Annotated in this window: 25 protein-coding genes and 1 tRNA gene; 12 read left to right on the top strand and 14 right to left on the bottom strand. The window is 39.8% G+C overall.

Features of this window, described 5'->3' with window-relative positions:
* Window positions 1-54 precede the first annotated feature (54 nt).
* The 4 genes from OC25_RS21300 to OC25_RS21285 form a co-directional block, all read right to left on the bottom strand.
* Window positions 55-300, bottom strand: a complete 246-nt coding sequence (locus OC25_RS21300) for a hypothetical protein (protein ID WP_039480168.1) — start codon at window positions 298-300, stop codon at window positions 55-57.
* A gap of 66 nt (window positions 301-366) precedes the next feature.
* Window positions 367-894, bottom strand: a complete 528-nt coding sequence (locus OC25_RS21295) for a GNAT family N-acetyltransferase (protein WP_039480167.1) — start codon at window positions 892-894, stop codon at window positions 367-369.
* Between the two features lies 1 nt (window position 895).
* Window positions 896-1,516, bottom strand: coding sequence for an FMN-binding negative transcriptional regulator (locus OC25_RS21290; RefSeq protein WP_039480166.1), 621 nt, complete (start codon window positions 1,514-1,516; stop codon window positions 896-898).
* A gap of 26 nt (window positions 1,517-1,542) precedes the next feature.
* Window positions 1,543-2,430 carry a DMT family transporter gene (locus OC25_RS21285; RefSeq protein WP_039480165.1) on the bottom strand — a complete coding sequence of 296 codons (888 nt, stop codon included), beginning with the start codon at window positions 2,428-2,430 and terminating at the stop codon, window positions 1,543-1,545.
* 92 nt (window positions 2,431-2,522) lie between these two features.
* On the opposite strand from OC25_RS21285, the gene OC25_RS21280 reads away from it, so the two are divergent.
* From OC25_RS21280 to OC25_RS21270, 3 genes are all read left to right on the top strand, one after another.
* Window positions 2,523-3,938 (top strand): aminotransferase-like domain-containing protein, encoded by a 1,416-nt coding sequence (locus OC25_RS21280; protein ID WP_039480163.1) that lies wholly within the window; start codon window positions 2,523-2,525, stop codon window positions 3,936-3,938.
* A gap of 221 nt (window positions 3,939-4,159) precedes the next feature.
* Window positions 4,160-5,743, top strand: coding sequence for a Na+/H+ antiporter (locus tag OC25_RS21275; RefSeq protein ID WP_039480161.1), 1,584 nt, complete (start codon window positions 4,160-4,162; stop codon window positions 5,741-5,743).
* A 71-nt stretch (window positions 5,744-5,814) separates the two neighbouring features.
* On the top strand, window positions 5,815-6,147 hold the full coding sequence (locus OC25_RS21270; protein WP_052266372.1) for an NTF2 fold immunity protein: 333 nt from the start codon (window positions 5,815-5,817) through the stop codon (window positions 6,145-6,147).
* Window positions 6,148-6,323: 176 nt separating this feature from the next.
* On the opposite strand, the gene OC25_RS21265 is transcribed toward OC25_RS21270, so the two are convergent.
* The gene (locus OC25_RS21265; RefSeq protein ID WP_039480160.1) at window positions 6,324-7,121 is read right to left on the bottom strand and encodes an alpha/beta hydrolase; all 798 of its coding nucleotides are present in this window, start codon (window positions 7,119-7,121) and stop codon (window positions 6,324-6,326) included.
* Window positions 7,122-7,169: 48 nt separating this feature from the next.
* Window positions 7,170-7,589: an OsmC family protein gene (locus OC25_RS21260; protein WP_039480158.1), complete on the bottom strand. Its 420-nt coding sequence runs from the start codon at window positions 7,587-7,589 to the stop codon at window positions 7,170-7,172.
* A 119-nt stretch (window positions 7,590-7,708) separates the two neighbouring features.
* On the opposite strand from OC25_RS21260, the gene OC25_RS21255 reads away from it, so the two are divergent.
* From OC25_RS21255 to OC25_RS21245, 3 genes are all read left to right on the top strand, one after another.
* Window positions 7,709-8,677 (top strand): hydrogen peroxide-inducible genes activator, encoded by a 969-nt coding sequence (locus OC25_RS21255; protein ID WP_039480156.1) that lies wholly within the window; start codon window positions 7,709-7,711, stop codon window positions 8,675-8,677.
* 374 nt (window positions 8,678-9,051) lie between these two features.
* Entirely contained in the window at window positions 9,052-9,441 is a 390-nt protein-coding gene (locus OC25_RS21250) for a GreA/GreB family elongation factor (RefSeq protein WP_039480253.1), read from the top strand.
* Between the two features lie 148 nt (window positions 9,442-9,589).
* Window positions 9,590-9,877, top strand: a complete 288-nt coding sequence (locus tag OC25_RS21245) for a hypothetical protein (protein WP_039480154.1) — start codon at window positions 9,590-9,592, stop codon at window positions 9,875-9,877.
* Window positions 9,878-9,914: 37 nt separating this feature from the next.
* On the opposite strand, the gene OC25_RS21240 is transcribed toward OC25_RS21245, so the two are convergent.
* Both OC25_RS21240 and OC25_RS21235 read right to left on the bottom strand, forming a co-directional pair.
* Entirely contained in the window at window positions 9,915-10,157 is a 243-nt protein-coding gene (locus OC25_RS21240) for a hypothetical protein (protein WP_039480153.1), read from the bottom strand.
* Window positions 10,158-10,456: 299 nt separating this feature from the next.
* Entirely contained in the window at window positions 10,457-11,347 is an 891-nt protein-coding gene (locus OC25_RS21235; protein WP_039480152.1) for a helix-turn-helix domain-containing protein, read from the bottom strand.
* Between the two features lie 205 nt (window positions 11,348-11,552).
* Between OC25_RS21235 and OC25_RS21230 the strand changes: the two genes are divergently transcribed.
* Window positions 11,553-13,070 (top strand): alpha-L-fucosidase, encoded by a 1,518-nt coding sequence (locus OC25_RS21230; protein ID WP_039480150.1) that lies wholly within the window; start codon window positions 11,553-11,555, stop codon window positions 13,068-13,070.
* Window positions 13,071-13,214: 144 nt separating this feature from the next.
* On the opposite strand, the gene OC25_RS21225 is transcribed toward OC25_RS21230, so the two are convergent.
* Both OC25_RS21225 and OC25_RS21220 read right to left on the bottom strand, forming a co-directional pair.
* Window positions 13,215-13,574: a response regulator gene (locus OC25_RS21225; RefSeq protein ID WP_039480149.1), complete on the bottom strand. Its 360-nt coding sequence runs from the start codon at window positions 13,572-13,574 to the stop codon at window positions 13,215-13,217.
* A 464-nt stretch (window positions 13,575-14,038) separates the two neighbouring features.
* A tRNA-Arg gene (locus OC25_RS21220) sits at window positions 14,039-14,110 on the bottom strand.
* A gap of 291 nt (window positions 14,111-14,401) precedes the next feature.
* Between OC25_RS21220 and mgtE the strand changes: the two genes are divergently transcribed.
* Both mgtE and OC25_RS21210 read left to right on the top strand, forming a co-directional pair.
* Window positions 14,402-15,778, top strand: coding sequence for a magnesium transporter (gene mgtE, locus OC25_RS21215; protein WP_039480147.1), 1,377 nt, complete (start codon window positions 14,402-14,404; stop codon window positions 15,776-15,778).
* Window positions 15,779-15,783: 5 nt separating this feature from the next.
* Entirely contained in the window at window positions 15,784-16,398 is a 615-nt protein-coding gene (locus OC25_RS21210) for an HAD hydrolase-like protein (protein WP_039480145.1), read from the top strand.
* Window positions 16,399-16,602: 204 nt separating this feature from the next.
* On the opposite strand, the gene OC25_RS28490 is transcribed toward OC25_RS21210, so the two are convergent.
* Both OC25_RS28490 and ychF read right to left on the bottom strand, forming a co-directional pair.
* Window positions 16,603-17,148 carry a YcxB family protein gene (locus OC25_RS28490; RefSeq protein WP_039480142.1) on the bottom strand — a complete coding sequence of 182 codons (546 nt, stop codon included), beginning with the start codon at window positions 17,146-17,148 and terminating at the stop codon, window positions 16,603-16,605.
* A gap of 114 nt (window positions 17,149-17,262) precedes the next feature.
* On the bottom strand, window positions 17,263-18,363 hold the full coding sequence (gene ychF, locus OC25_RS21200) for a redox-regulated ATPase YchF (protein ID WP_039480140.1): 1,101 nt from the start codon (window positions 18,361-18,363) through the stop codon (window positions 17,263-17,265).
* A gap of 192 nt (window positions 18,364-18,555) precedes the next feature.
* Between ychF and OC25_RS21195 the strand changes: the two genes are divergently transcribed.
* Window positions 18,556-19,017, top strand: a complete 462-nt coding sequence (locus OC25_RS21195; RefSeq protein WP_052266370.1) for a DUF5362 family protein — start codon at window positions 18,556-18,558, stop codon at window positions 19,015-19,017.
* Between the two features lie 72 nt (window positions 19,018-19,089).
* Here the strand turns inward: OC25_RS21195 and OC25_RS21190 are convergent, their stop codons facing one another.
* The gene (locus OC25_RS21190; RefSeq protein WP_039480137.1) at window positions 19,090-19,410 is read right to left on the bottom strand and encodes a DUF3276 family protein; all 321 of its coding nucleotides are present in this window, start codon (window positions 19,408-19,410) and stop codon (window positions 19,090-19,092) included.
* A gap of 79 nt (window positions 19,411-19,489) precedes the next feature.
* Complete coding sequence (locus OC25_RS21185; protein ID WP_039480135.1) at window positions 19,490-21,280, bottom strand: ABC transporter ATP-binding protein; 1,791 nt, start codon at window positions 21,278-21,280, stop codon at window positions 19,490-19,492.
* Window positions 21,281-21,492: 212 nt separating this feature from the next.
* Here OC25_RS21185 and OC25_RS21180 point away from each other — a divergent pair, with 212 nt between their 5' ends.
* Window positions 21,493-22,581: a Glu/Leu/Phe/Val family dehydrogenase gene (locus OC25_RS21180; RefSeq protein ID WP_039480133.1), complete on the top strand. Its 1,089-nt coding sequence runs from the start codon at window positions 21,493-21,495 to the stop codon at window positions 22,579-22,581.
* 50 nt (window positions 22,582-22,631) lie between these two features.
* Entirely contained in the window at window positions 22,632-23,582 is a 951-nt protein-coding gene (nusB, locus tag OC25_RS21175) for a transcription antitermination factor NusB (protein WP_039480131.1), read from the top strand.
* Window positions 23,583-23,585: the final 3 nt, after the last annotated feature.

Below are 23,585 nucleotides of genomic sequence, written 5' to 3'. Positions count from 1 at the left end.
CTGTAAAATCAAATTGTTAGTGCTATATTATGATATTATAAATAATTCCGCTGATTAAACTAAGGCTACTTTAAGGCTAAAATCTTCTTTGGTAAGTTTGCCCTTTCTGAGCTGACTGATGTATTTTAAAACCGTTAACCGGTCTAATTCATTGCGGTAGCTTTCGCGCGCTTCGGGTGTTTGCAGGTTGTTTTGCAGTTTTATGCGGATAGAAAAACGCGAAATCTCTTCCTCCAGCTTGTCGAACGGACAGTTGAAAAATTCTTCAAAGCCAAGTCTGGAAAAATTGATGCGAACCATAGGGTAATAATAGCTGCTTATTATTACCCTTAGCTGAATGAAATGTTAAATGATTGTTATCCAGGTTTATTTTGAGGCGCCGGACTCATTTACAACCAATTCGAATAAACTTACGGGGGCATTGTGGTAATGGGCCGGTAACTGATCGGTGTTTTTTAAGTTAAATAATCCCAGGTAGTTAAAACCCGATTTTTGGTAATGATGAATTAATCCCTGGTTTTCACCTACTGTATCTAAGCGTACAAAGCTTTTATCATGTGCCCTGGCGTATGCTTTTGCCCAGGTTACAATTGCTGTTACCAGGTTTTGCCCTCTAAAATCGGGATGGGTAGCAATGCGGTGAATGTAAACTGCAGGATCTGCATTTTTTTCTTCCCATATTTGCGGATCGCTGAAAGTAGTAGCCCAAACACAGGCTACCTGGCCATCAATCAGCATTTTCCATTGCCTGAGCTCGGCTACTTCGGTTTCAATTAAGGCTTGTTCAAACTGAGGCCATTGCACAATATACTTCGTTTTCTGGAAAGCCGTAGCTATTTTGTAAAGGTTAAAGATCTCCTCAATATCATTTGCGGTACTGTTTACTATTTCCATGTTATTTATCTTTTAGGGTTGCGTGTATGTAGTCTGCAAGGTCGTGCTCAACTGTGTTGTTGCTTTTTTTCAATTGTGCAATAATACTTTCGCGCTCTGCATGTGTTTTGTTCTGACTTAATTTTTGCTGTCCCTGAAGGTTGGTTACTTCCAGTTCAAAAGCCACTATCCCTTTGATCATTTTGTTTTTAAAGGTATCGGCAAGGCTGTTCCATTGTGCCAGATAATCTTCCTCATAAAAATTAATCATCTGTTCCAGTGCCTTAAACTTCAAAACCTCATCTGTAATCACTTTTGCTGTGCCGTAAGCATGTACAGCGATATAATCCCAGGTGGGTACGCTTTCGCGTTTGCTGTAATGCGCAGGGGAGATGTAGGCATGTGGCTCAGTAAATATAATCAGCGAGGTATTTTGCTCAATAAAACGGGCCTGCTCGTTGGCGATGCTAAAATGACCGCTAAGGATGAGTTTATCTGTTCGCTGATCGACCACAAAAGGCAATTGCGTGGCTAAAGGAACCTGCTGATCGTTGTTTGTGATGATCGTTGCAAAGCTATAGCGCTGCATGAAAGTAATTTTTGCTGCTTCGCTTTCAAATTTATAACCGTTGGGTACAAACATGTTTTTCTGTTTTAATAGAGAATAGATTATTTAGCAAATTTCTTAGAGCCGGCCACACAAAGAATTACACCTACAGTAACGCCCAGCATCCCTAAACTTACATTTTCATGCAGGAGTGTAGCGGCAAGACCCAATCCGAAAAAGGGCTGGAGCAATTGTAACTGGCCAACCGAGGCAATGCCTCCCTGCGCCAGGCCGCGGTACCAGAATATAAAGCCAATAAACATACTAAATAAGGCAATATAAGCCAAACTAAGCCAGGCACCGGTACTTACGGTAGAAAATGAGCTGGGTTGGTAAATAAACATAATGGGTAACATGATAGGAAGCGAAATAACCAATGCCCAGGAGATGACCTGCCAGCCACCAAGCGTTTTCGATAGCCGGGCTCCTTCGGCATAGCCAAGTCCGCAGAGTACAATGCCAGCCAGCATTAACATATCGCCAATGGGCGATGCGGTAAGTCCCTGGTAAATGGCATAGCCGATAACCAACAAGCTGCCCATAACCGAAAATAACCAGAATACCGGGCTCGGACGTTCGCCACCACGCAGTACCGCAAAGGAAGCCGTTACGATGGGCAATAAGCCTAGAAATACCAACGAATGCGCCGAGGTAATGCGTTGTAGTGCCATGGCACTTAATAACGGGAAGCCAATAACGGCGCCCAAAGCAACAATGGCAATAGGGATATACAATGCCTTAGCGGGGCGTTTTTCTTTAAAAGCAATCAGCACGGCAAGTGCCAGTAAACCGGCTATTGAGGCGCGTGCAACCGTTACAAACACCGGATTAAGGTCTATTACAGCCATCCGGGTTGCAGGCATTGAACCACTAAAAATAAGTACGCCGATAAAGCCGTTAAGCCAGCCCCTCGAAACGTTTTCTTTAAGTGTTATACTGGTATCTTCCATTTCCTAAAAATTGATATACAAAAGTGCATAGCCAGCACTGATAAATACAGTATCAGTTTTGTATATTTGTATGGATACAGTTTGTTTTGGTTATGGAGAAAGTTTTTAGGTACAATGAAATTGCCAGCGGTATTGCCACGCAGATTAGAAGTGGAATTTTAAAAGCCGGAGATCGGCTGCCATCTGTGCGGATGTTGTGTAAAGAGCACAGTATTGGTATGAATACCGCTAAAAGAGTATTTTTAGAACTTGAAGCCCAATCTTTAATTGAGGTAAAACCACAATCTGGCTTTTTCGTTAACAAACTCGATTACCTGAGGCTGCCATTACCTGAGGCGAGTAATCCTTCGCTAAAAGCCAATCTTAACGAACCAAGTGAATTAATTACCAAAGTATATTCCAATATTGGGCGTACCGATCTTACGCTCTTTTCTATAGGTGTACCATCGGGTAATCTGTTGCCTTTGGCTAAACTGAAAAAGGAAGTTTTGTATGCTACCCGAGCTTTAACAGAGGGAGGAACGGAATATGAACCCTTGCAGGGTAATGTTAAACTAAGGCGCATGATTGCCGTACGCTCGCTGGCCTGGGGTGGTAATCTGAGCGAAGACGATATCATTACTACTAACGGAGGCATGAATGCCTTGTCTTTTTGCCTGATGGCTTTGGGCAAACCCGGGGATACAGTTGCCGTAGAAAGCCCCTGTTATCCCGGTATTTTTCAACTGGTAATTAGTTTGGGCTTTAAAGTACTCGAATTGCCTACACATCCCGTTACCGGTATTGAGGTTGATGCTTTAAAGAAAGTATTACCTAAAATTAACCTCTGCCTGCTGGTGCCCAATTTTAATACACCAATGGGGAGCTGTATGCCCGATGAACATAAAAAAGAAGTGGTAAAGTTGCTGGCCGAGCGCAATATCCCGTTGATTGAAGACGATATTTATGGTGATATTTATTTTGGTACACAGCGGCCAAAATGTTGTAAGGCTTTCGATACGGAAGGCAATGTGCTCCTGTGCAGTGCTTTTTCTAAAACCCTGGCGCCGGGTTATCGTGTTGGCTGGATGGCTCCGGGTAAATATAAAGATAAATTGCTGCGGTTAAAACTGGTGCATTCACTGTCGTCGCCCTCAATTATACAAGAAGCGGTGGGTAATTTCCTTAAAACCGGCCGTTACGATGTGCACCTGCACCAACTTCGCCGTACTTTACAACACAACTATCAAAACTATGTTCAGGCCATAGCCGATTATTTCCCTGAAGGCACCAAAACCAGCAGGCCACAAGGTGGGCTCGCGCTGTGGGTCGAATTTGATAAAGGGGTAGATACTATTAAACTATACGATCTGGCCATTAAAAAACAAATCAGCGTTGCCCCGGGGCGTATGTTTACCTTGCAAGATCAGTTCGAGAATTGTATCAGGCTTTGTATAGGCCTGCCCTGGTCTGATGAACTGAAATTTAAACTTAAACAATTGGGCAACCTGGCTAAAATGATTTCATAATCTTAAATCCGTGGGAGCATTAGAGCGGTTTTCCGCTGATCACGCAAATTTTGGCGTATGGTTCGCTAGCCTTTTTACAGCATTAAGATTGCCAGTCGAGCTGGCAATGACGGAAAGTGCAAAGGGAACTGCAAAAGATGTGTCCACACGATAGGCCGATCACGCAAATTTCGCTGATTGATATATTTGTTTTTGCTATTTTTAAAAAGAAAACTTAAAATATGCACGAACAATTACCTTTTATGCTGGCCCTGGTTGCCGCAATAGTACTGATCGAGATGCTGGCAACAAAGTTACGCATTGCCTACCCGGTATTATTGGTTATAGCAGGTTTACTCATCAGCTTTGTTCCGGGTTTACCTAAGGTGCAGGTCGATCCCAATATGATTTTCTTTATTTTCCTGCCGCCGCTTTTGTTCGAGGCTTCGTGGAGCATTTCTTTTAAGGAGATGAAAAAGTGGTGGCGCATGATTGGGAGCTTTGCATTTTTGGTAGTGTTGTTCTCTGCGCTGGCCGTTGCCGTTGTGGCCAATTATTTTATCCCCGGTTTTAGCCTGGCGCTGGGCTTTTTGCTTGGCGGAATTGTATCTCCGCCAGATGCGGTAAGTACCGGAGCCATCATGAAATTTGTAAAAATCCCCAGATCAACGGCTACCATACTCGAAGGTGAAAGTTTGCTGAATGATGCCTCTTCTCTTATTATTTTCAGGTTTGCATTGGTGGCTGTGGGTACCGGGCAGTTTATTTTTCAGGATGCTATACTGAGCTTTTCGTGGATGATTGCAGGTGGCATTGGCATCGGTTTGTTATTTGGCTGGCTGTTTGCACAGGCACATAAACGTTTGCCTACCGATGCGGCTTCTGATATTGTTTTTACGCTAATTGAGCCTTATTTTTTATATTGGGTTGCCGAGCAGGTACACAGCTCGGGGGTGCTGGCTGTGGTCTCGGGCGGCTTGTTTTTATCGCTCCGCCGGCTTACTTTTTTAACCAGTGCCAGTCGTATACGCGGTTACAGTGTTTGGGAAGCCATGATTTTTATTCTTAACGGCATTGTATTTATGCTCATTGGCCTCGAACTGCCTGAGGTAGTAGATGGGCTCCATGCAGATGGTATACCGATAGGGCAGGCCATTACTTATGGACTCATCGTAACTGCGATATTAATTGTTGCGCGGATTATCAGCTCCTACAGTGCCCTGGTAGCCACTATTTTATTCAGACCCGATTTAGCCGTTTTGAGAGGAAGCAGCCGCATCAGGTGGCGCATGCCGCTATTGCTGGGCTGGACCGGAATGCGCGGTGTGGTATCGCTTGCTGCAGCCCTGGCCATTCCTTTAACCCTTAAAGGTGGAGCGCCCTTCCCTCATCGCAACCTCATTTTATTTATCACTTTTACCGTTATCCTGCTTACATTGTTAATTCAGGGCTTAACTCTGCCATATCTTATCAAACGTTCCGGCATTTTTGGACACATTCCAGAGCTTGGCGAAGAAGAAGCCAGACACCGGATTAAAAGCCAGCTGGTGGCAGAAACGGTTAGGATATTAAAAGCACAGCAGGATGGTCAGGTAGAAAAAGATGTGCATTTACAACGGATGATAACGCAGTGGGAGCATAAAATAAATAATCCAGAGCAGGTTAAAATGAGCGAAAGCACCAAAAAAGCCTATATGGAGCTACTCGACGGACAACGCAATTTCCTGTCAGCATTAAACCGAAATGATGCCGAACTTCATGATGAGATGATCAGATTACATATTTACCAGATCGATTTGGAAGAGGAGCGGGTGAAGCTTTTGTAAATCAAATTTAAATCGTTTTATAAAAAGCAAAGCGGTGATGCCATTTTACCTATTAATTAAAGTTAAACCGAATGAAATTAGTTTATAGAAATGTTAGATTATGGTTATTGATTTTTCTGATAGCTCCAGTTATATTAAAATGTCGTTCTAATGTTGAGCAAAAGGAATGGGATATTAATGAAGGATATGTACCTGACAGTACTACTGCCATTCAGATTGCACAAATAATATTTGTTCGTGTATATGGTGAAAAAGTGCTTGAACGAAAACCTTTCATTGTAAAATTGAAAAATGGTATTTGGGTAGTGGATGGCACCTTGGAGAAAGGTATGTATGGTGGTGTTCCTCATATAGAAATACAAAGATCTGATGGTAAAATAATCAATCTAATTCATGGGAAATAACGAGTGAGCTTTATAAGACTTCATTGTATAAATGCTATTTTGATTAACAAGCGATGTAACATTAAAATAGATTAATTATCACAAAATCAACTCAAATGGGCGGTGGAGACACCGCCCAATAGCACACGCTACAGGTGGGTGTCACCACCCACCTGTTAGATTTGCGAATTTTTTCCTTAGTTTTTGCCGGCAATCTCTTTCGATGCGTTAATAATTACCTCGGCCACTGCCTTAGGTTGAGAGATGAACACCACATGGCTGCCTTTAATTTCGGTAGTTTTGGTGTTTGAGCGTTTGTACATCGCGCGTTGGATATCAGGATTGATGCTTTTATCTTCAGTTGCAATCACTGCGTAAGCCGGTTTATCTCTCCAGGCCGCTTTAGTAATAGGGGCTAAGAAACCTTTGGCATGAAAAGCACCTTGCGAAGCATACATAAAATCGGCCTGAGCTTTGCTGATATCGGCACAGAAACCTGCATGGAATTTGGCTTTATCGTAATAAATGATGCCTTTATCGTCAGCGTTTAAAACACCGTTTTCTGGTGCAGGTGGCGCTGTTTGCAGCCATTGTAAGGAGGTTTCACCGTTATCGGGTTGTAAAGCAGCTACATAAACCAAACCTGCAACTTTAGGGTGGTTACCCGCTTGTGTAATTACCGTTCCGCCCCACGAGTGGCCTACCAGAATGGTTGGCCCATCTTGTTTATCGAGTACGGCATTAGTAGCTGCCACATCATCTTCAAGCGAAGTTAAAGGGTTTTGTACAACCGTTACCTGATAACCTTTTTGAGTTAATACTTCGTATAGCGATCTCCATCCCGAACCATCGGCGAAGGCACCATGTACCAGTACAACGTTTTTAATTGGGCCTTTGCTTTGTGCGGCTACATCACTAACCGAAAATAAAGCTGTAAAAAATAAGATGGCGAACATGAAAAATGCATTCAATTGTCCTTTTATAGGTGTTTTCATTTTGTTTAAAATTATAGGGTTTAACTTATTATGTTTTTTTAATAGCGCTTAGGCTACCAGCGATGCAGATAAAGTGATTTCGGTATTTAATAATTTAGATACCGGACAAATTTCTTTTGCCTTTTGCGCAAAAACTTTAAATTCTTCTTCATCAATTCCTGCAACACTGCCGGTTAATTCAAGGTGGATTAAAGTAATGGTGCCATTCTCAAAAGTTACATTGGCTTTGGTATCCAGGTTTTCGGGAACCAGACCTGCCTCGCTTAACAGGAAGCTCAGTTGCATGGTAAAACAACCCGAGTGTGCTGCGGCAATCAGTTCTTCGGGGTTGGTGCCAACACCTTCCGCAAAACGGGTTTTAAATGATAATTGTGCCTGGTCTAAAGTAGTACTTTGGGTGCTGATGGTTCCTTTTCCGTCCATTCCTGTACCTTTCCAATTGGCGTTTGCTGTTCTTGTAAATTTCATGATCTTAATTTTTTAAATGTTTATAGTGATTTGATCTTTTTTGTTGGAACAAATTTATTGCGGCTACGATCATAAATCAAATTGATAATTTTATATCTTTATAAATTAAATTTATAATCATGACTATTCAGCAATTGAAATACGTAGTGGCATTGGATGAGGAACGTCATTTTGCGCGGGCGGCAGAAGTTTGCATGGTAACACAACCCGGGCTTACCATACAACTCAAAAACCTGGAAGAAGAAATCGGGATTAAAATTTTCGATCGCAACAAGGTGCCACTAACACCAACAGTACTGGGTAAGGAGATTATTAACCGCGCCAGGAAAATTTTGCGTGAAACCGATGAAATCCGCGATTTTGTAATTAACCAGAAAAACCTGCTCGAAGGCGAATTGAAACTGGGTATAATTTCAACCTTATCGCCCTATCTTATTCCCTTATTTATCAGCGCCATGAAAACCATCGCGCCCAAAGTAAATTTTGTAATTAAAGAGGCCAATACAGGTCAGCTGATGCAGGATGTAGAAACAGGAGCAATCGATGTGGCCATTATGGCAACGCCAACAGGTCATCCAAACCTGGTTGAACATGCCATTTTTAAAGAACCTTTTGTGGCTTATTTAAATGAAAACCATCCCATGGCCAACGACGATTTTTACGAGTTACAGCCCTATGATAAGCCTGAATTGTTGTTGTTGCAGAACGAATACTGCTACAATGCACAGCTATTGGATATTTGCGGAATCAAGGAGCCGGGTAAAATAAAAGAACAGTTCAGTTATGATATCTCTTCGATCGAAACACTGAAAAACCTGGTACGCGCCAAGCTTGGCTTTGCCATTATTCCGGCACTTTCAATCATCAACGAGAAAGAAACCGCGCTCTTTAAAACTTTCAAAGACCCTAAACCGGTAAGGGAAATCAGTTTTGTGGTATCCGATACCTTTTCTAAAAAACTACTACTCGAAAAAATGAGTCAGGCCGTGTGGGATTGCCTTCCTGAGGCGCTAAAAAAAGACTTTAGCTATAAAAAAATTAAGTGGAACGATTCACCTTACTTCATCAATGCGGTAAGCAAAATTTAACTGCAACACGTCATAATCATGTTAATTGAAGCTAATGAGTTTGCAGACTGGCACCATAAAGGTTATATTTGGATAAATTGAAGCCTTGTAGCAACCATATAATCGCTAATCCTAAACCTTTTGCTTTAAGCTGCAACAGGTATGGCTTGCGCGTGCTTCGAAAATCGGGCATCAGTAACTTTTCAGCCAGGCTCTTCTACATCCCTAGCTTTAAGGATTTTGATCATTTTGCCCCAAGCCTATAACATACCATCCCTGGTTTGGGGTTAAACACAATTCAGCAGCAATTTATTAAAAAAAAGAAGGACGCCATTGGCGATATATTGCCGCGCTTGTGTTTTTTTCAATTTCAAATCCATTTAAAAACAATAAATATGAATCCAAACGAGAGCAATCCGGTGATTATCACCCAGGAGGACTATAACCTCCTTAAGCCTTATTTTAGTAAACAAAATGCTGGAAGTGATGAAATGTCGCTTTCGGCAGAGCTAAGCAGGGCAATTATCATTAAAAAGGAAGCATTTCCTGCACATGGCATCAGATTAAATGCCCGGGTGTGGATAACCGACGAGGCGACAGGCGAAACTACAGCCCTAACCATTGTGCTGCCGCAATACGCCAATATCAAAGAAAAGAAAATCTCGGTTACCACACCTATTGCGGCAGCACTGATTGGTTTTAGAAAAGGCGATACGGTGCAATGGAAAGTTCCGGCCGGACTAAAAGTTTTTAGCATTACAGATGTTGTGCCACCAAACGAATAAAATAAATTAAAGCCAGGGGAGCATTAACACCTCGTGGTTTAGCTTTTGTATTTAGCCAAAAGTTGCATGCAATTACCGTTTTTTTATATTTGCACGTAAGGATTAGATGATATTGATTGGTGCAGGTAAATTAAATGAATAGAACAATATGGCTAAAATTACAGCAAATGAACTGGCTGCGGTAGCGAAGAAAATAATGGGCCTGGTTACTCAGTTTGATATTGAAGTAAAGGTAAGCGAGCCTAATGTAATTGCATTGTTAATTCCCGGCGACATGTCATTTAACGATCAGGCAGCCATGGCTGAGTTTGCCCGGCAGATATTGCTTACTGCAGGAGTACACCTCTATGCCGATCTGGAATTTGTTTTCTTCAAGGCAGATATTGTTTTGGGCAATGTGGTTATTCACGGCTTGCCCAGAGAACAGCTGAATTAAATAAGTAAAGCCCCGCATTTTGCAGGGCTTTTGTTTTTTATGCGGCCGGTGGAATTACATTTACTTCAAATGCTCTGTAAGCCAGCATCCCGGCATGATGTACCACCATTAAATTAAGTTTCATGCTCTCGATCAGTGCCCTGGCCTGACTAATGTTTTTGGGTAAATCGTTAATGCCCCTGATCTCAATTCCTTTAGTCATGAGTTTGAATTTAGCCGGTTCGAATTTATCGATGAATTTTTGCAGATCGGTACTGATGATATTTGCCGTTTTTTCCATACTGATTTTTGTATTGCTTAATGTTGCTGCAAAGTAAGGGTGGCTGTTTTAACTCATTGCTGTGGTAATGTTATGTTTTTGTGCGTTTTATTACAGTTAATAATCACTTAATATCTCCTTAATGCAAGGGCATTAGCTTTGCAGCATAAATATTTGGTTAGTATTTATAAAGTTTAGGTTAGTTGATAAGAGCCACGATGGATGTCGTGGCTTTTTTATTTCCATTTCAGCAAAAAAAAAGCCTTTTCCACTTCAATAATCCGGTTCTGTTGAAGGTTTAAATAGCTTTTAATCATTTTTTATAAGGTAAAACCCACTTTATAAACCTGTTTTTTATAAGTTCCGGGCGACATGCCTGTAATTTTTTTAAACGATTTGGAAAAGTACGAAAGGTTATCAAAACCCGTTTGGCTTGCAATTTCAGAATAGCTTAACTGGCTGGTGGCAAGCAGATATTGCGCACGTTCTATACGCTTGCCAAGTATATAATTAACCGGGCGCTCGCCGGTAAAGGTTTTAAACAAGCGCGAAAAGTAATCGGGATGTTGATTTATCCGCGATGCTAGTGCTGTTACCGATAATTCCTGATTCAGGTTAATTAAAATATAACTAACCGTTTCGGCTATTTTAACTGGGATTTTTGGGTGCGATTCCTGTTTTAAGAAAAATTTTGGTTGCAAGAAACGGCCCATCAGTTGTAGCAATATTCCTTGTGTTTCCAGGTAAGCTGCCAAACTCTGCCGGTTATTTAGTTCCTGGTATTCCTTATAAAAAATGTTCTTTTCATATATTTTGGGGTCGTCAGACCGGTTAATGCCCCGGCCGGGGTTAATTTCGAGTAAACGTTTAAAAAGATCAATATCCATTGGACTGGCCTTGATTCTGGATATAGCCCTCCTTTGGGCAAAGAGCGAAATCCCATCTGCAGATTCTTCAAAAAACTGAACAAAATACTGACTTAAAAAACCGTTGCAGTGGAGGTTGCACAAAGTAAAGCTTGGAATAATATAGAGATAGCCTGCTTCGAGCTGCAAACTTTGTTGTTGATCAGATATTGCTCCTGATCCTTCATCAATGTAATAAATGCGGTAATAGGGGCTAATTACACTCCGATAATCCCATTTGGCAGAAAGTTTTACATAATCTACATTGAGTAAAGAAAAAGTATTTTGAAGAATTCTTTTGGCCATTTTTTTCAATAAAATGTCGGATTTTTACAATAAATAGTCTGTTTTAATTAAATTTAGATCGGATAAGATACTTATTTTTGAATGTAATAGCCAAATATATGAAACATCCTGAACAACAATTGTCTGGCAGCTTGCTGCTCATATTTCTGTGCCCTGCAGCCTTTGTGCAGTAAAATTTAACATTCAAAATTTAAAGAAACCATAAATGAAAAAAACATTAGTTGTAATGATTACGGCATTTTTCATGTCGATAAATGTTCAGGCGCAGCAAAACAACACCCGCATTGAACCTCAGAAATTTAAGCCGACAGACGAATCCTTAAAGCAATATCAATATCCGGATTGGTTTCGTGACGCAAAATTCGGAATCTGGTCTCATTGGGGGCCGCAGGCCGTTCCAAGGCAAGGCGATTGGTATGCCAAAAACATGTATATGCAGGGCAGCGGTCAGAACAAATACCATGTAGCGCATTATGGTACTCCTTCTAAATTTGGCTATAAGGATATAATTCCATTGTGGAAAGCAGAAAAGTGGAATCCGGAGCAATTAATGGCCCTTTATAGGAAGGCAGGAGCAAAATATTTTGTAAGTATGGGCTCACATCATGATATGTTCTTTTTATGGAATTCTAAAATCCACAGGTGGAATTCGGTAAAAATGGGGCCGCAGAAAGATGTAGTGGGGTTGTGGCAAAAGGCAGCTAAAAAAGAAGGACTGCGTTTTGGCGTTTCAGAGCATCTCGCAGCCAGTTTTAACTGGTTTCAACCCAGTCATGGGGCAGATAAAACCGGTCGGTTTGCCGGCATTCCTTATGACGGACGTGATCCGCAATATGCAGATCTTTATCATTTGCCAGCCGATTCGAGCAACATTAATGAATGGATTACCAATAATCCCGGCTGGCAAAAAAAATGGCTGGAATACGTAACCGAACTCGTTGATAACTATCATCCTGATTTACTTTACTCAGATAGCAAGCTTCCGTTTGAGGACATTGGCCGCACCATGGTAGCACATTACTATAATCAGGATATTACAAAAAATAAAGGTAAGCTCGAAGCCGTTTATACCCCTAAAGAACCATCTGAAGGTAAATGGGCACAGGATGTTGAGCGTGGGGTGCTCGATTCGATCAGCCCTTTCCCATGGCAAACCGATACCTCAATAGGCGACTGGTATTACAGAACCGGACAGAAATACAAAAGTGCAAATGAAATTGCGCAGCTTTTAGTAGATATTGTGAGCAAAAACGGCAATTTGTTAATTAATGTTGTGCAAACTCCTGAGGGCGACCTGGAGCCCGATGTGGTTAAAATTGTTACCGAAATAGGCGAATGGATTAAACTGAATGGAGAAGGGATTTACGCCACACGCCCCTGGAAAGTGTATGGCGAAGGGCCATCAACCCTTAAATCTAACCAAACAAAAGGTCGTTTTGGCGGCTTAACAGATACGCGCGAATATCTGGCTGCAGATATCCGTTACACCACTAAAGGAAACGATCTTTTTGCATTTTGTTTAAACGTTCCGCAGGGGGATATTGAGATGAAACTGTTGGGTCGGAACTCGAAATATCTGACTAAGCCCATTAGTTCAGTTACTTTACTGGGCAGTAAACAAAAATTAAACTGGGAGCAGCGCGATGATTCGCTGCTGATAAAAAAGCCTGAAAATTATCCGGCCTGGCAGGTAACTGGCTTTAAAGTAGAATTTAAGAAATAGTAGTAAAGCCGAAAAATCGTTTGCTGACGAAAATAGCCTTAATTAAAAGGTATATTTAAAGAAATCCTTAAAAACAAAAACGAGACAAACAGCTTAAAAACCGGTTTGTCTCGTTTTTGTAAGCATTTTTCTGATGACCAGTTTCTATTCTATCAAATCAGAAATTGTCTTAAGCAGCGTATCATAATTACAAGGTTTTCCGATAATTGCATCGGCCAGACAATCTAATTCACTGATTTTTTTATGCGAAAGGGCAGTCATTAAAATTATTGGGATTTGAGCAGTAAGCCACGAATTTTTAATTTTATCGCAAATTTCCCTTCCATCGGCATCATCCAGGCAAATATCCATAATAATTAAATCAGGATTAAAGGCAACGAGCGAGTCTTTAATCAGTGATGATTTATCGACTAAACTGACAATGTAGCCCTCATCTGAAAGCAATAGTTCCAGAGATCCAAGCAAAAACAGGTCATCATCAACTACCAGGATTTTCTTATTCATATGCTATAGAAGTAAGCCGCTTAGTCTGTGACATTACAGTAGAGCGTTTAATAACTCAAAATATCATTTTTTTTAGACATCACAAAAAAATAGTGTACTTTGATATTGACGTGGTTTTGTAATTCTGTGCTTACATTGCTTGTTTTTAAGCCCTTATCTGATTCCCGCAATTTCAGCGCTGAAAATGCATAAAAATATAAATGCTCAACAAGGATAATCAATAAATAGGTTAGTTTGGGGCTTTCGGTAAGAATATAAGCTTAAAATTCTACCACAATAATTTTCAATCCATTCTTTTAAAGTTACCATAGTGTGATAGCATGTATAGCTAACCTGATTAAATCGCGCAAGCTTTAGATAATAACTTATTGAATAAAGGAGCGGAGCTAATATGTTTGATAAATAGCGGTCTAGGAGATAAAAAAAACGAGACAAGCAGCTTGAAAACTGATTTGTCTCGTTTGTGCTCCCGACGAGATTCGAACTCATATCGATGGTACCGGAAACCATAATTCTATCCATTGAACTACGGGAGCAAGGCTGCAAATATAGAAAAATCAAAATCATTTAATCAAAATAAATCGGCTATTTTTAGTCATTAAATATAAAAGCAGCTGGCTTTTTGAACCTCAGGTTTTATTTTGTGTTAAAAAATAATTAAATCATTGTCTCTGTTTTCTATAGCCGCGGTTTCTGGCCCCGTATTTTTTTATTTAGTGCTTGCTTAACGATTTTTAAAGCCCCGGCACTGGCTTTTTTAGAAATAAAAATGCACCTTTGCGAACCGTTAATAGAGGTTTAGGCATGTAACAAAAAAATAGTTGTTTATGGAAGAAATGGTTGTAGAAGAGATTCAGGAACTGCTTGAAAAGGAAAACGATAAAGCTTTAAAGCAATATCTCGACCAACTGAACATTTCGGATGTTGAACAACTTATTGATGAGCTGCCACAGTATGCTGCCAAATTTATCGAAACCCTCTCTATAAACAGGGCGGTAAACGTTTTCCGGATTCTCGATTTTCCAACCCAGGAGCGTATCATCAAAAAACTTTCAGGCAATAAGCTTAACCAGATCATTAAAGATCTGCCACCTGATGACCGTACTGCACTTTTTAGTGAGCTAAAAGGCGATGTGGTAAAGAAAATGATTACACTTTTGCCGCCGCAGGAACGTAACGAGTCGCTTACCCTTTTAGGTTATAACGAATACAGTATTGGCCGGTTAATGACCCCCGATTACATTGCCGTTAAGCCCGAATGGTCAATTGCACGGGTTCTGGCGCACATCAGGCGTTACGGTAAAAACTCCGAAACCATTGATGTGGTATACGTAATCGATAAAGAAGGTGTATTGTTGGACGATATCAGGATCAGGGAAGTTTTACTGGCCGATCCTGAAGCCATTATTGGCGAATTAACCGACAGACGCTTTATCGCATTAAAGGCTAATGATCCGCAGGAAGATGCCATTAACATCTTCAGGATGAATAACCGTGTAGCTCTACCGGTTGTGGATGAAAACAACATTCTTTTGGGTATTGTAACCGTTGATGATATTTTGTGGATTGCCAACGAAGAGTATACCGAAGATATGCACAAAATAGGGGGTACCGAGGCTTTGGACGAACCATACCTGGATATGCCGATTTTAAAGCTGGTAAAAAAGCGTGCAGGCTGGTTAATCGTACTCTTTTTAGGCGAAATGTTAACCGCAACAGCGATGCAGCATTTCGAAATCGAACTCGAAAAAGCAGTTGTATTATCGCTTTTTATTCCCTTAATCATGAGTAGTGGTGGTAACAGCGGCTCTCAGGCATCTACACTGATTATACAAGCCATGGCACTGGGCGAAGTAACTATTGCCGAGTGGTGGCGCGTAATGCGGCGAGAGCTGATTTCTGGTGCATTGCTTGGTATAATTTTAGGCACCATCGGTTTTATCCGCATTATTACCTGGCAGGAACTGCATTTATATAATTATGGCCCACATTGGCTTTTAATTGCCACAACCATATTTTTTACCTTGGTGGGCATTGTGCTGTGGGGAAGTTTAATTGGCTCGATGATGCCTATTATCCTTAAAAAACTGAAACTCGATCCCGCCACTTCATCGGCCCCTTTTGTGGCCACCATGGTTGATGTAACCGGAATTGTAATCTATTTTAGTGTTGCCGTATTGATTTTAAAAGGCGTTTTACTATAACATATATGGAGAAGAAAATAACCACACTTTTTACCGATATCGGTGGCGTTTTATTAACCAATGGCTGGGACAGGCGGGCAAGGGGCGAAGCTTCGGTGCTGTTTAACCTGGATTCAGTTGATCTCGAAGAACGTCATCACCTTACTTTTGATACCTATGAAGTAGGGAAACTTACTTTGGACGAATACCTGGAGCGTATCGTTTTCTTTGAAGAACGGAGTTTCAGTTACGATGATTTTAAAGAATTTATGTTCAAGAAATCATTGGCTTATCCCGAAATGATCCAGCTGATTTGCGATTTGAAGAAGAAATACAACCTTAAAGTTGCGGTAATCAGTAACGAAGGTCGCGAGCTGAATCAATACCGCATCAATACCTTTAAGCTAAATGAATTTGTCGATTTCTTCGTTTCATCCAGCTTTGTGCATTTCCGTAAGCCCGATGCCGATATTTTTAAAGTAGCCATCGATATTTCGCAAAGCGATGTAGATACCAGTTTGTATATCGACGACAGGATGCTCTTTGTGCAGGTTGCAGAACAATTGGGCTTGAAAGGCATACACCATACCGATTACGAAGACACCAAAGCACAGCTGGCAGCCTATGGGCTGGAGGTTTAATAACATGAATTTGTTATGCTTTTTATAATTGGAATCGTCATTCCCAGCTTGACTGGGAATCTAAATACACAAGTATTTAAGATCTCTACATTCGCAGGAATGACGACCTTCCTATTGGATTATGTCATGATAATCAGAACAAAATCACATTGCTTTATATAGCGCTTCGACTCCGCTCAGCATGACAAATGTTGGTGTAACCCATTAATTCCATTTCCAGTTTAATTCTGTTATAAACTCGATATTTAATTGTTTAGCCAGGCTTACGAAAAAAGATCTGACGTTATCCAATTCACTTAATCGGTCTTTGGGGATAATTAAATATTGATTGGATTTGGTTCTGAGGTAAAAATATTTTTCAATTTCAGTAACCTGGTCTATTTCTGTAAGTTTCATCTGAGTATAACCTGTTTTGTCAGTCATTTCAACCGAATCTGTATTGAAAGTAATTGTTGCAGATTCATTGAAATGGTGGCTTAAGTTCTCATTAACAAATTTTTTATAGTGCCGCTTGTATACTCTTTTTTGGTATTTAGGATAAAATAGTAAAGTAAGTATCGCAATTATGAAAAAATAATAGCCTAAAAACCTGTCATCTGGAAGAAAAGAAATTAAACTAGCGATAAAAAAAGCTCCACTAAGGATGATCCAATTCCTTTTTCTGGCTCTTTTTACTGTTTTGTTTTTTGAAGAAATGAAAAGTCTTGATTGTAAGTAATCTTCTTCGGTTATGATGAAATTGAGCGTCATTTAGTTTGTTTATAAGTTTTTTCTTGTGAATAAATATTAAAGAATAAAAAAACCGCCTTCTTCAGGCGGCTTTATTTCTATTATGATTTTGGAAAATCTTCTTTGTACTTTGGTTTAAACATTAAACCTGAAGTGCATAATGTCTCCATCTTCAACCACATAAGTTTTACCTTCTACACCCAGCTTACCGGCATCTTTACATGCATTTTCTGAACCAAGGGTTACGAAATCGTTGTATTTAATTACCTCTGCGCGGATAAAACCTTTTTCAAAATCAGTGTGGATCACACCAGCGGCTTGTGGTGCTGTAAATCCTTTGGTAATCGTCCAGGCACGTACTTCTTGCACACCAGCAGTAAAGTAAGTATAAAGGTTTAATAATTTGTAAGCTGCGCGAATCAGTTTGTTTACACCCGATTCAGTTAAACCTAAATCAGCTAAAAACTCCTGACGTTCCTCATAGCTTTCCAGTTCAGCAATTTCCGACTCAATTTTAGCAGAAATAACCAAAACCTCAGCGTTTTCATCAGCCACATTTGCTTTAACCAGATCAACATATTTGTTGCCGGTAACTACCGATGCTTCATCTACATTACATACATACATTACAGGTTTTTGCGTAAGTAAACCTAAATCCAGTATGAAATCGAAATCTTCTGAAGCTAATGGCGCCGTACGAACTGATTTTCCGCTTTCCAGGTGAGATTTTACTACAGTTAAAATTTCGTAAGTGCGTTTTGCATCTTTATCGCCACCTGTTTTAGCCATTTTTTCAACTTTTTGGATACGTTTATCTACAGTATCCAAATCTTTAAGCTGCAATTCGGTATCAATAATTTCCCTGTCGCGGATCGGGTCAACAGAACCATCTACGTGGATTACGTTACCATCATCAAAACAACGTAAAACGTGTATAATTGCATTGGTCGCACGGATGTTTCCTAAAAACTGGTTTCCTAAGCCTTCACCTTTCGATGCTCCTTTTACTAAACCGGCAATATCTACAATTTCGATGGTATTGGGCTGCACTTTGTTTGGTTTAACCAGCTCAGCAAGTTTAGTCAACCTGTCGTCAGGTACTGTAATTACGCCAACATTGGGCTCAATAGTACAAAAGGGAAAGTTTGCTGCCTGCGCTTTTGCGTTTGATAAACAGTTAAAAAGAGTCGATTTACCAACATTTGGTAAACCCACAATACCACATTGTAATGCCATTTATATTTTAGTTATTTTATAGTCAATAGTTTTTTAGTTGATGGTTCATAGTTCAAAACCTATACTCCATGCTTCTGCGCCTTCCGCCTAAAAATCGGGCAAAGATAAGCTTTTAAAACCTTTAAATAAAGGCAGTAATTTGTGGCAGATCGATATTTTATCTAAGTTTAACAAAAATTACAGATCACACACATGGAAGATTTAGAACAAGACGTGCCTCAGGAGGTAAAATTAATCGTTACCGAAGAAATGCGGAGCTACCTTTACGATATTACAAAATGGGCCAAATTCTTATCGATTGTTGGTTTTATATTTGCCGCATTTATCATTTTGGCTGCATTGAGTATACCTTCAATTATTTCGGGCAACCCTGGCCTCGCTAAACAGTTTGCTCCGCTGGGGCAGGGAGGTGCAACCATTGTAACCGTGGTTTATTTGCTCTTAGGCTTATTTTATTTCTATCCCAGCATTTTATTGTTCAGATTGGCCAATAAGGGTAAACAAGGCGTGTTATTTGGCGATCAAGAAAGTTTAGATACTGCTATATTGAGTTTAAAATCTCTGTTTAAATTTTGGGGAATCATTACCATCGCCGTTATTGTAGGCTATTTTTTACTGGTATTCTTAGTAGGTGCAGGCCTGGCTGTACGTTAAAATAAATACAGCGTATAAAAAAGCCTTTGCAATTTTTACTTTGCAAAGGCTTTTTTTGTGAAATTATATTACTTAGAAAGAAAAATCATCGCCTGATCTGCTATGTTCTCCGTTTTCTGAATATTCGTAACGTTTTTCAACCACATCCTGGTGGGTTTTGATATAATCAACAGTTTCGTTCAGGCCCTCGGCAAATTTTTCGAAATCTTCTTTGTATAAAAAGATTTTATGTTTTACAAATACACCGTCTTCTAATCTTTTCTTGCTTTCGGTAACTGTTAAATAATAATCACCCGATCTCGTAGCCTTCACGTCGAAGAAATAAGTTCTCTTACCTGCTCTTACTTTCTTTGAAAAAACTTCTTCTCTTTCCTTGTTGTCGAATTCTCCCATGGTTGGTATTGATGTTGGTTTTTGGTTTCGGTAAATATAAAGCAAATATTTAAAGTTCAAAATACAATTTTGATACAATTTAAAACGTGCGGCTTTCTTCCTCTAAAAGTTGGTTGTTATAAAGCTCCGTATAACTGCCGTTTTTACTAAGTAATTCATTGTGTGTGCCTTGTTCAATGATTTTTCCGTCATCGAGCACTAAAATTTTATCCGCATTTTTAATTGTAGAAATTCTGTGAGCAATTAAAATACTGGTTTTTCCAAGCATAATTTTACCCAGGTTTTGTAAGATTTCTTCCTCTGTTTTCGTGTCAACCGCCGAAAGACAATCATCAAATATTAAAATTTTAGGTGATTTGATCAGCGCCCGTGCAATAGAAACACGCTGTTTTTGTCCGCCGGAGAGCGTTATACCCCGTTCGCCAAGCATGGTTTCGAACTTTTCGTCAAAATCGATAATGTTGTTATAAACCGATGCATTTTTGGCCGCTGTGTAAACTTCCTCATCGGTAACCGTATCTAAACCAAAGGCAATGTTGTTTTTAATTGTATCCGAAAAAAGGAAAACTTCTTGTGGTACAAAGCCAATTTGCCCGCGGTAATCTTTCAGGTTCAATGCCTTAATATTTTTACCATCTACATCAATCTGGCCGTTTTCTACATCGTACATCCGCATAATCAGGTTGGCCAAAGTAGATTTGCCCGAGCCGGTTTTACCAATAATGGCCACAAATTCGCCGCTTTTTATTTCAAAACTTACATTTTTTAGTGCTTCAATGCCAGTATCCGGATAAGTAAAGCTTACCTGGTCGAATTTAATATTTCCTGCCAATACACGTTCTTCAGTTTCAGTCGACTGGATATCGGAAGGAATATCCAGAAATTCGTTGATTCTTTTCTGCGATGCGGCTGCCCTTTGTATTAACGAAGTTACCCAACCCAGCATCGTTACCGGAAAAGTTAACTGGTTAATGTAAATGATAAATTCGGCAATGTTGCCAGCCGTAATACTGCCATTCATTACCTGTATACCTCCTATATAAATGGTTAAAATAGTACTCAGGCCAATGAGCAGCAACATGGTAGGGTAAAACAAAGCCGAAACCCTTACCAAACCCATCGAATCTTTTTTATACTCATTACTCTGTATTTCGAACATATTGCGCGTATAATCTTCGCGCACATACGATTTAATAATTCTGATGCCCGAAAAGCGTTCCTGCACAAAACTCGATAAATCTGATAAACGCTCCTGTATCTTTCCACTCTTTTTAAAGATAAGCGTGTTTACATAATAAATAATGATCACCAGAAAGGGCAGGGGAAGTAAACAGTAAATGGCCAGTTTGGAGTTTACATCAAACATCGACCAGATGATGAGCACAGATAATACAAAGGTGTTAATAGTGTACATAATGGCCGGACCAACATACATGCGCACGCGATTTACATCTTCAGTAGCCCGGTTCATTAAATCGCCGGTATTGTTGCGACGATAAAAACCTAAGCTCAGCTCCTGATAATGTTGGTAAATGTCATTTTTCATATCGAATTCAATATGCCGCGACATTAAAATAATGGTTTGCCGCATAAAAAATAAAAACAAACCACGCATTAAATAAAGCGCTATAACCAGCAAGCCAAAGTATAACAGATTGCTGCTAAAAATATCATAAATGATAGCCTGACGGTTAAATCCGCTAAAGAGGTTAAAAATCTGGATATTTTCAGTAATCAGGTCAACTGCATAGCCAATCACCTGAGCGGGCACTACACCAAAAATATTCGAAATTACTACGAAAATACTTCCCGGAATAATCCACCACTTGTATTTTAGAAAGTACTTATTTAATCGGCTCAGATGTTTCATGTTGTACAAACTTAGATAAATTTGTTATTTCAAACAGCATATTTATGCATCGGTGTTTAAGCTTTAAAAATTAATGACATATTTTTCTTAAGTCCGGGGCTTTTAGAACTACAAGGTATAGCACGGCAGAATTAATTTTGTTATAGTTTCGTTAAATACATGTAATAATCGTTTTTTATTCTAATTTTGCAGCAGGTTATCCGAACGTTCATATGCCAGCAAATTCGCAGACAGATTTTTCCATTTTAGATCAATTAAGTGCTTACGGGCACAAAAAGTTGGTTTTTTGCAATGATCCCGACACAGGTTTAAAAGCAATTATTGCGATACACGATACCACATTAGGTCCTGCTTTAGGCGGTACACGCATGTGGAGCTATGCAACTGAAAACGAAGCCCTGGAAGATGCCCTTCGTCTCTCACGCGGAATGACTTATAAAGCTGCCATTACAGGATTAAACCTGGGCGGTGGTAAAGGCGTAATCATCGGCGATTCGAGAAAAGACAAAACAGAAACTTTAATGCGCAGCTATGGCAGGTTTATTAAAAACCTGAATGGCGAATTTATTACCGCTGAGGAAATGGGTACCAACACGCGCGATATGGAATATATCCGCATGGAAACCGATTATGTTACCGGTGTGCCCGAATCAATAGGTGGTGCCGGCAATCCCGCTCCATTTACCGCACAAGGTGTATACTTAGGTATTAAAGCCAGCGTTAAGGAAGTTTTCGGAACGGATATGCTTGCCGGAAGAACCATTGTGGTGCAAGGGATTGGTAATGTGGGCGAACATTTGGTAGCACTTTTAAGAAAAGAAAACGCCGAAGTTTTAATCAGCGATATTAATCAGGAACAACTCACTTACGTAGCCCGCAAATACAAGGCAAAACCAATTGAAGCCGATAAGATTTTTACCACTGAAGCTGATGTTTACGCACCATGTGCAATGGGAGCAACGGTAAACAACAAAACCATTGAAAAAATGAAATTTGCAATTATTGCAGGTTCGGCAAACAATCAGCTAAAAGATGAGGTTGTAGATAGCGAATTGCTTTTGAAAAAGGGGATTTTATTTGCACCGGATTATCTGATTAATGCAGGAGGCTTAATTTCATGCTATTCGGAATTAACTGGTTTTGGTAAAAAACGTACCGTACAGCTTACCGAGAATATCTACGATGCCACGCGTAGCGTGATTAAATTAAGTAAGGCCGAAAATATCTCGACCAATATTGCTGCTAACCGCATTGCCGAAAAACGGATTTCAGATATTAAAAAAATTAAATCATCATATTAAATAATAATTATTAAAAACAGGTTTAAACAACCACACTCGTTCTTACATTCATGTTAAACAGAAGGCACTTAAGAATCAAAGCTTTGCAAAACATTTTTGCTTGGCACATGGCAGACAAAAAAGACATTAAAGGTGATTTAAAAACTTTAATGCAAAGCATCGACAGCGTGTACGAAATGTACATCTGGATGTTATCTTTATTGGTAGAGGTTACCGAATTTACTGCTAACGACGCTGCAGAGCGCGCAAACAAACACATTAAAACAGCTGAGGATATTAATCCGAACATGAAATTGCTGCACAATAAGTTTAGTGTTTTATTGCAGCAAAACCCTGATTATGCAGCAGCGGTAAAAAAATACAAGGTAGACTGGGGTTTTGATCCTGAAATCCGTAAAACCGTTTATAATGCTTTAAAAGCATCAAAAGAGTATGCCGATTATCTTGCCGATCCGAACGAAAGTTTAGAATCATCAAAAGATATCATCAAATACATTTTCCGTAAAATTATCTTAAAAAGCCAGGCCATTATCCAGGTTTTTGAAGAGAAATTTATCAACTGGCAGGTAGATCATGAGGTAATGAAAGGTATGGTGGCCAAAACCCTGAAAAACTTTACTTCAGAAGATCCTTTCAAGAACAAACTGACCGAAATTAGTGCCGATTGGGTAGAAGACAGCAAATTTGTACAGGATCTTTTTGTACACACCTTGCAAAACGATGCCAAATACCAGGAATTGATTGCCGACAGGACCAAAAACTGGGAATCGGAACGTATTGCTTTAATGGATACCATTTTGATGAAAATGGCCATCTGCGAGCTTTTGAATTTCCCATCTATCCCGGTAAAAGTTACCATTAACGAGTACCTTGAACTTTCAAAAGATTACAGTACACCGAAAAGTAATTCGTTTATTAACGGTATTTTAGATAAAATTTTGGGCGATCTTAAGAAAAATAACACCATTAAAAAGATTGGCCGCGGATTAATTGAAGACTAAAAA

It is taken from the genome of Pedobacter kyungheensis (assembly GCF_000812965.1).
Lineage (GTDB): Bacteria > Bacteroidota > Bacteroidia > Sphingobacteriales > Sphingobacteriaceae > Pedobacter > Pedobacter kyungheensis.
Note: the sequence above shows the minus strand (reverse complement) of the source record. Positions and strands in the feature narration are given on the sequence as shown.

Excerpts from the sequence above, each read along its gene's own strand:
- OC25_RS21300 (WP_039480168.1), bottom strand. The coding sequence starts at position 300 with ATGGTTCGCATCAATTTTTCCAGACTTGGCTTTGAAGAATTTTTCAAC.
- OC25_RS21295 (WP_039480167.1), bottom strand. The coding sequence starts at position 894 with ATGGAAATAGTAAACAGTACCGCAAATGATATTGAGGAGATCTTTAAC.
- OC25_RS21290 (WP_039480166.1), bottom strand. The coding sequence starts at position 1,516 with ATGTTTGTACCCAACGGTTATAAATTTGAAAGCGAAGCAGCAAAAATT.
- OC25_RS21285 (WP_039480165.1), bottom strand. The coding sequence starts at position 2,430 with ATGGAAGATACCAGTATAACACTTAAAGAAAACGTTTCGAGGGGCTGG.
- OC25_RS21280 (WP_039480163.1), top strand. The coding sequence starts at position 2,523 with ATGGAGAAAGTTTTTAGGTACAATGAAATTGCCAGCGGTATTGCCACG.
- OC25_RS21275 (WP_039480161.1), top strand. The coding sequence starts at position 4,160 with ATGCACGAACAATTACCTTTTATGCTGGCCCTGGTTGCCGCAATAGTA.
- OC25_RS21270 (WP_052266372.1), top strand. The coding sequence starts at position 5,815 with ATGAAATTAGTTTATAGAAATGTTAGATTATGGTTATTGATTTTTCTG.
- OC25_RS21265 (WP_039480160.1), bottom strand. The coding sequence starts at position 7,121 with ATGAAAACACCTATAAAAGGACAATTGAATGCATTTTTCATGTTCGCC.
- OC25_RS21260 (WP_039480158.1), bottom strand. The coding sequence starts at position 7,589 with ATGAAATTTACAAGAACAGCAAACGCCAATTGGAAAGGTACAGGAATG.
- OC25_RS21255 (WP_039480156.1), top strand. The coding sequence starts at position 7,709 with ATGACTATTCAGCAATTGAAATACGTAGTGGCATTGGATGAGGAACGT.
- OC25_RS21250 (WP_039480253.1), top strand. The coding sequence starts at position 9,052 with ATGAATCCAAACGAGAGCAATCCGGTGATTATCACCCAGGAGGACTAT.
- OC25_RS21245 (WP_039480154.1), top strand. The coding sequence starts at position 9,590 with ATGGCTAAAATTACAGCAAATGAACTGGCTGCGGTAGCGAAGAAAATA.
- OC25_RS21240 (WP_039480153.1), bottom strand. The coding sequence starts at position 10,157 with ATGGAAAAAACGGCAAATATCATCAGTACCGATCTGCAAAAATTCATC.
- OC25_RS21235 (WP_039480152.1), bottom strand. The coding sequence starts at position 11,347 with ATGGCCAAAAGAATTCTTCAAAATACTTTTTCTTTACTCAATGTAGAT.
- OC25_RS21230 (WP_039480150.1), top strand. The coding sequence starts at position 11,553 with ATGAAAAAAACATTAGTTGTAATGATTACGGCATTTTTCATGTCGATA.
- OC25_RS21225 (WP_039480149.1), bottom strand. The coding sequence starts at position 13,574 with ATGAATAAGAAAATCCTGGTAGTTGATGATGACCTGTTTTTGCTTGGA.
- mgtE (WP_039480147.1), top strand. The coding sequence starts at position 14,402 with ATGGAAGAAATGGTTGTAGAAGAGATTCAGGAACTGCTTGAAAAGGAA.
- OC25_RS21210 (WP_039480145.1), top strand. The coding sequence starts at position 15,784 with ATGGAGAAGAAAATAACCACACTTTTTACCGATATCGGTGGCGTTTTA.
- OC25_RS28490 (WP_039480142.1), bottom strand. The coding sequence starts at position 17,148 with ATGACGCTCAATTTCATCATAACCGAAGAAGATTACTTACAATCAAGA.
- ychF (WP_039480140.1), bottom strand. The coding sequence starts at position 18,363 with ATGGCATTACAATGTGGTATTGTGGGTTTACCAAATGTTGGTAAATCG.
- OC25_RS21195 (WP_052266370.1), top strand. The coding sequence starts at position 18,556 with ATGGAAGATTTAGAACAAGACGTGCCTCAGGAGGTAAAATTAATCGTT.
- OC25_RS21190 (WP_039480137.1), bottom strand. The coding sequence starts at position 19,410 with ATGGGAGAATTCGACAACAAGGAAAGAGAAGAAGTTTTTTCAAAGAAA.
- OC25_RS21185 (WP_039480135.1), bottom strand. The coding sequence starts at position 21,280 with ATGAAACATCTGAGCCGATTAAATAAGTACTTTCTAAAATACAAGTGG.
- OC25_RS21180 (WP_039480133.1), top strand. The coding sequence starts at position 21,493 with ATGCCAGCAAATTCGCAGACAGATTTTTCCATTTTAGATCAATTAAGT.
- nusB (WP_039480131.1), top strand. The coding sequence starts at position 22,632 with ATGTTAAACAGAAGGCACTTAAGAATCAAAGCTTTGCAAAACATTTTT.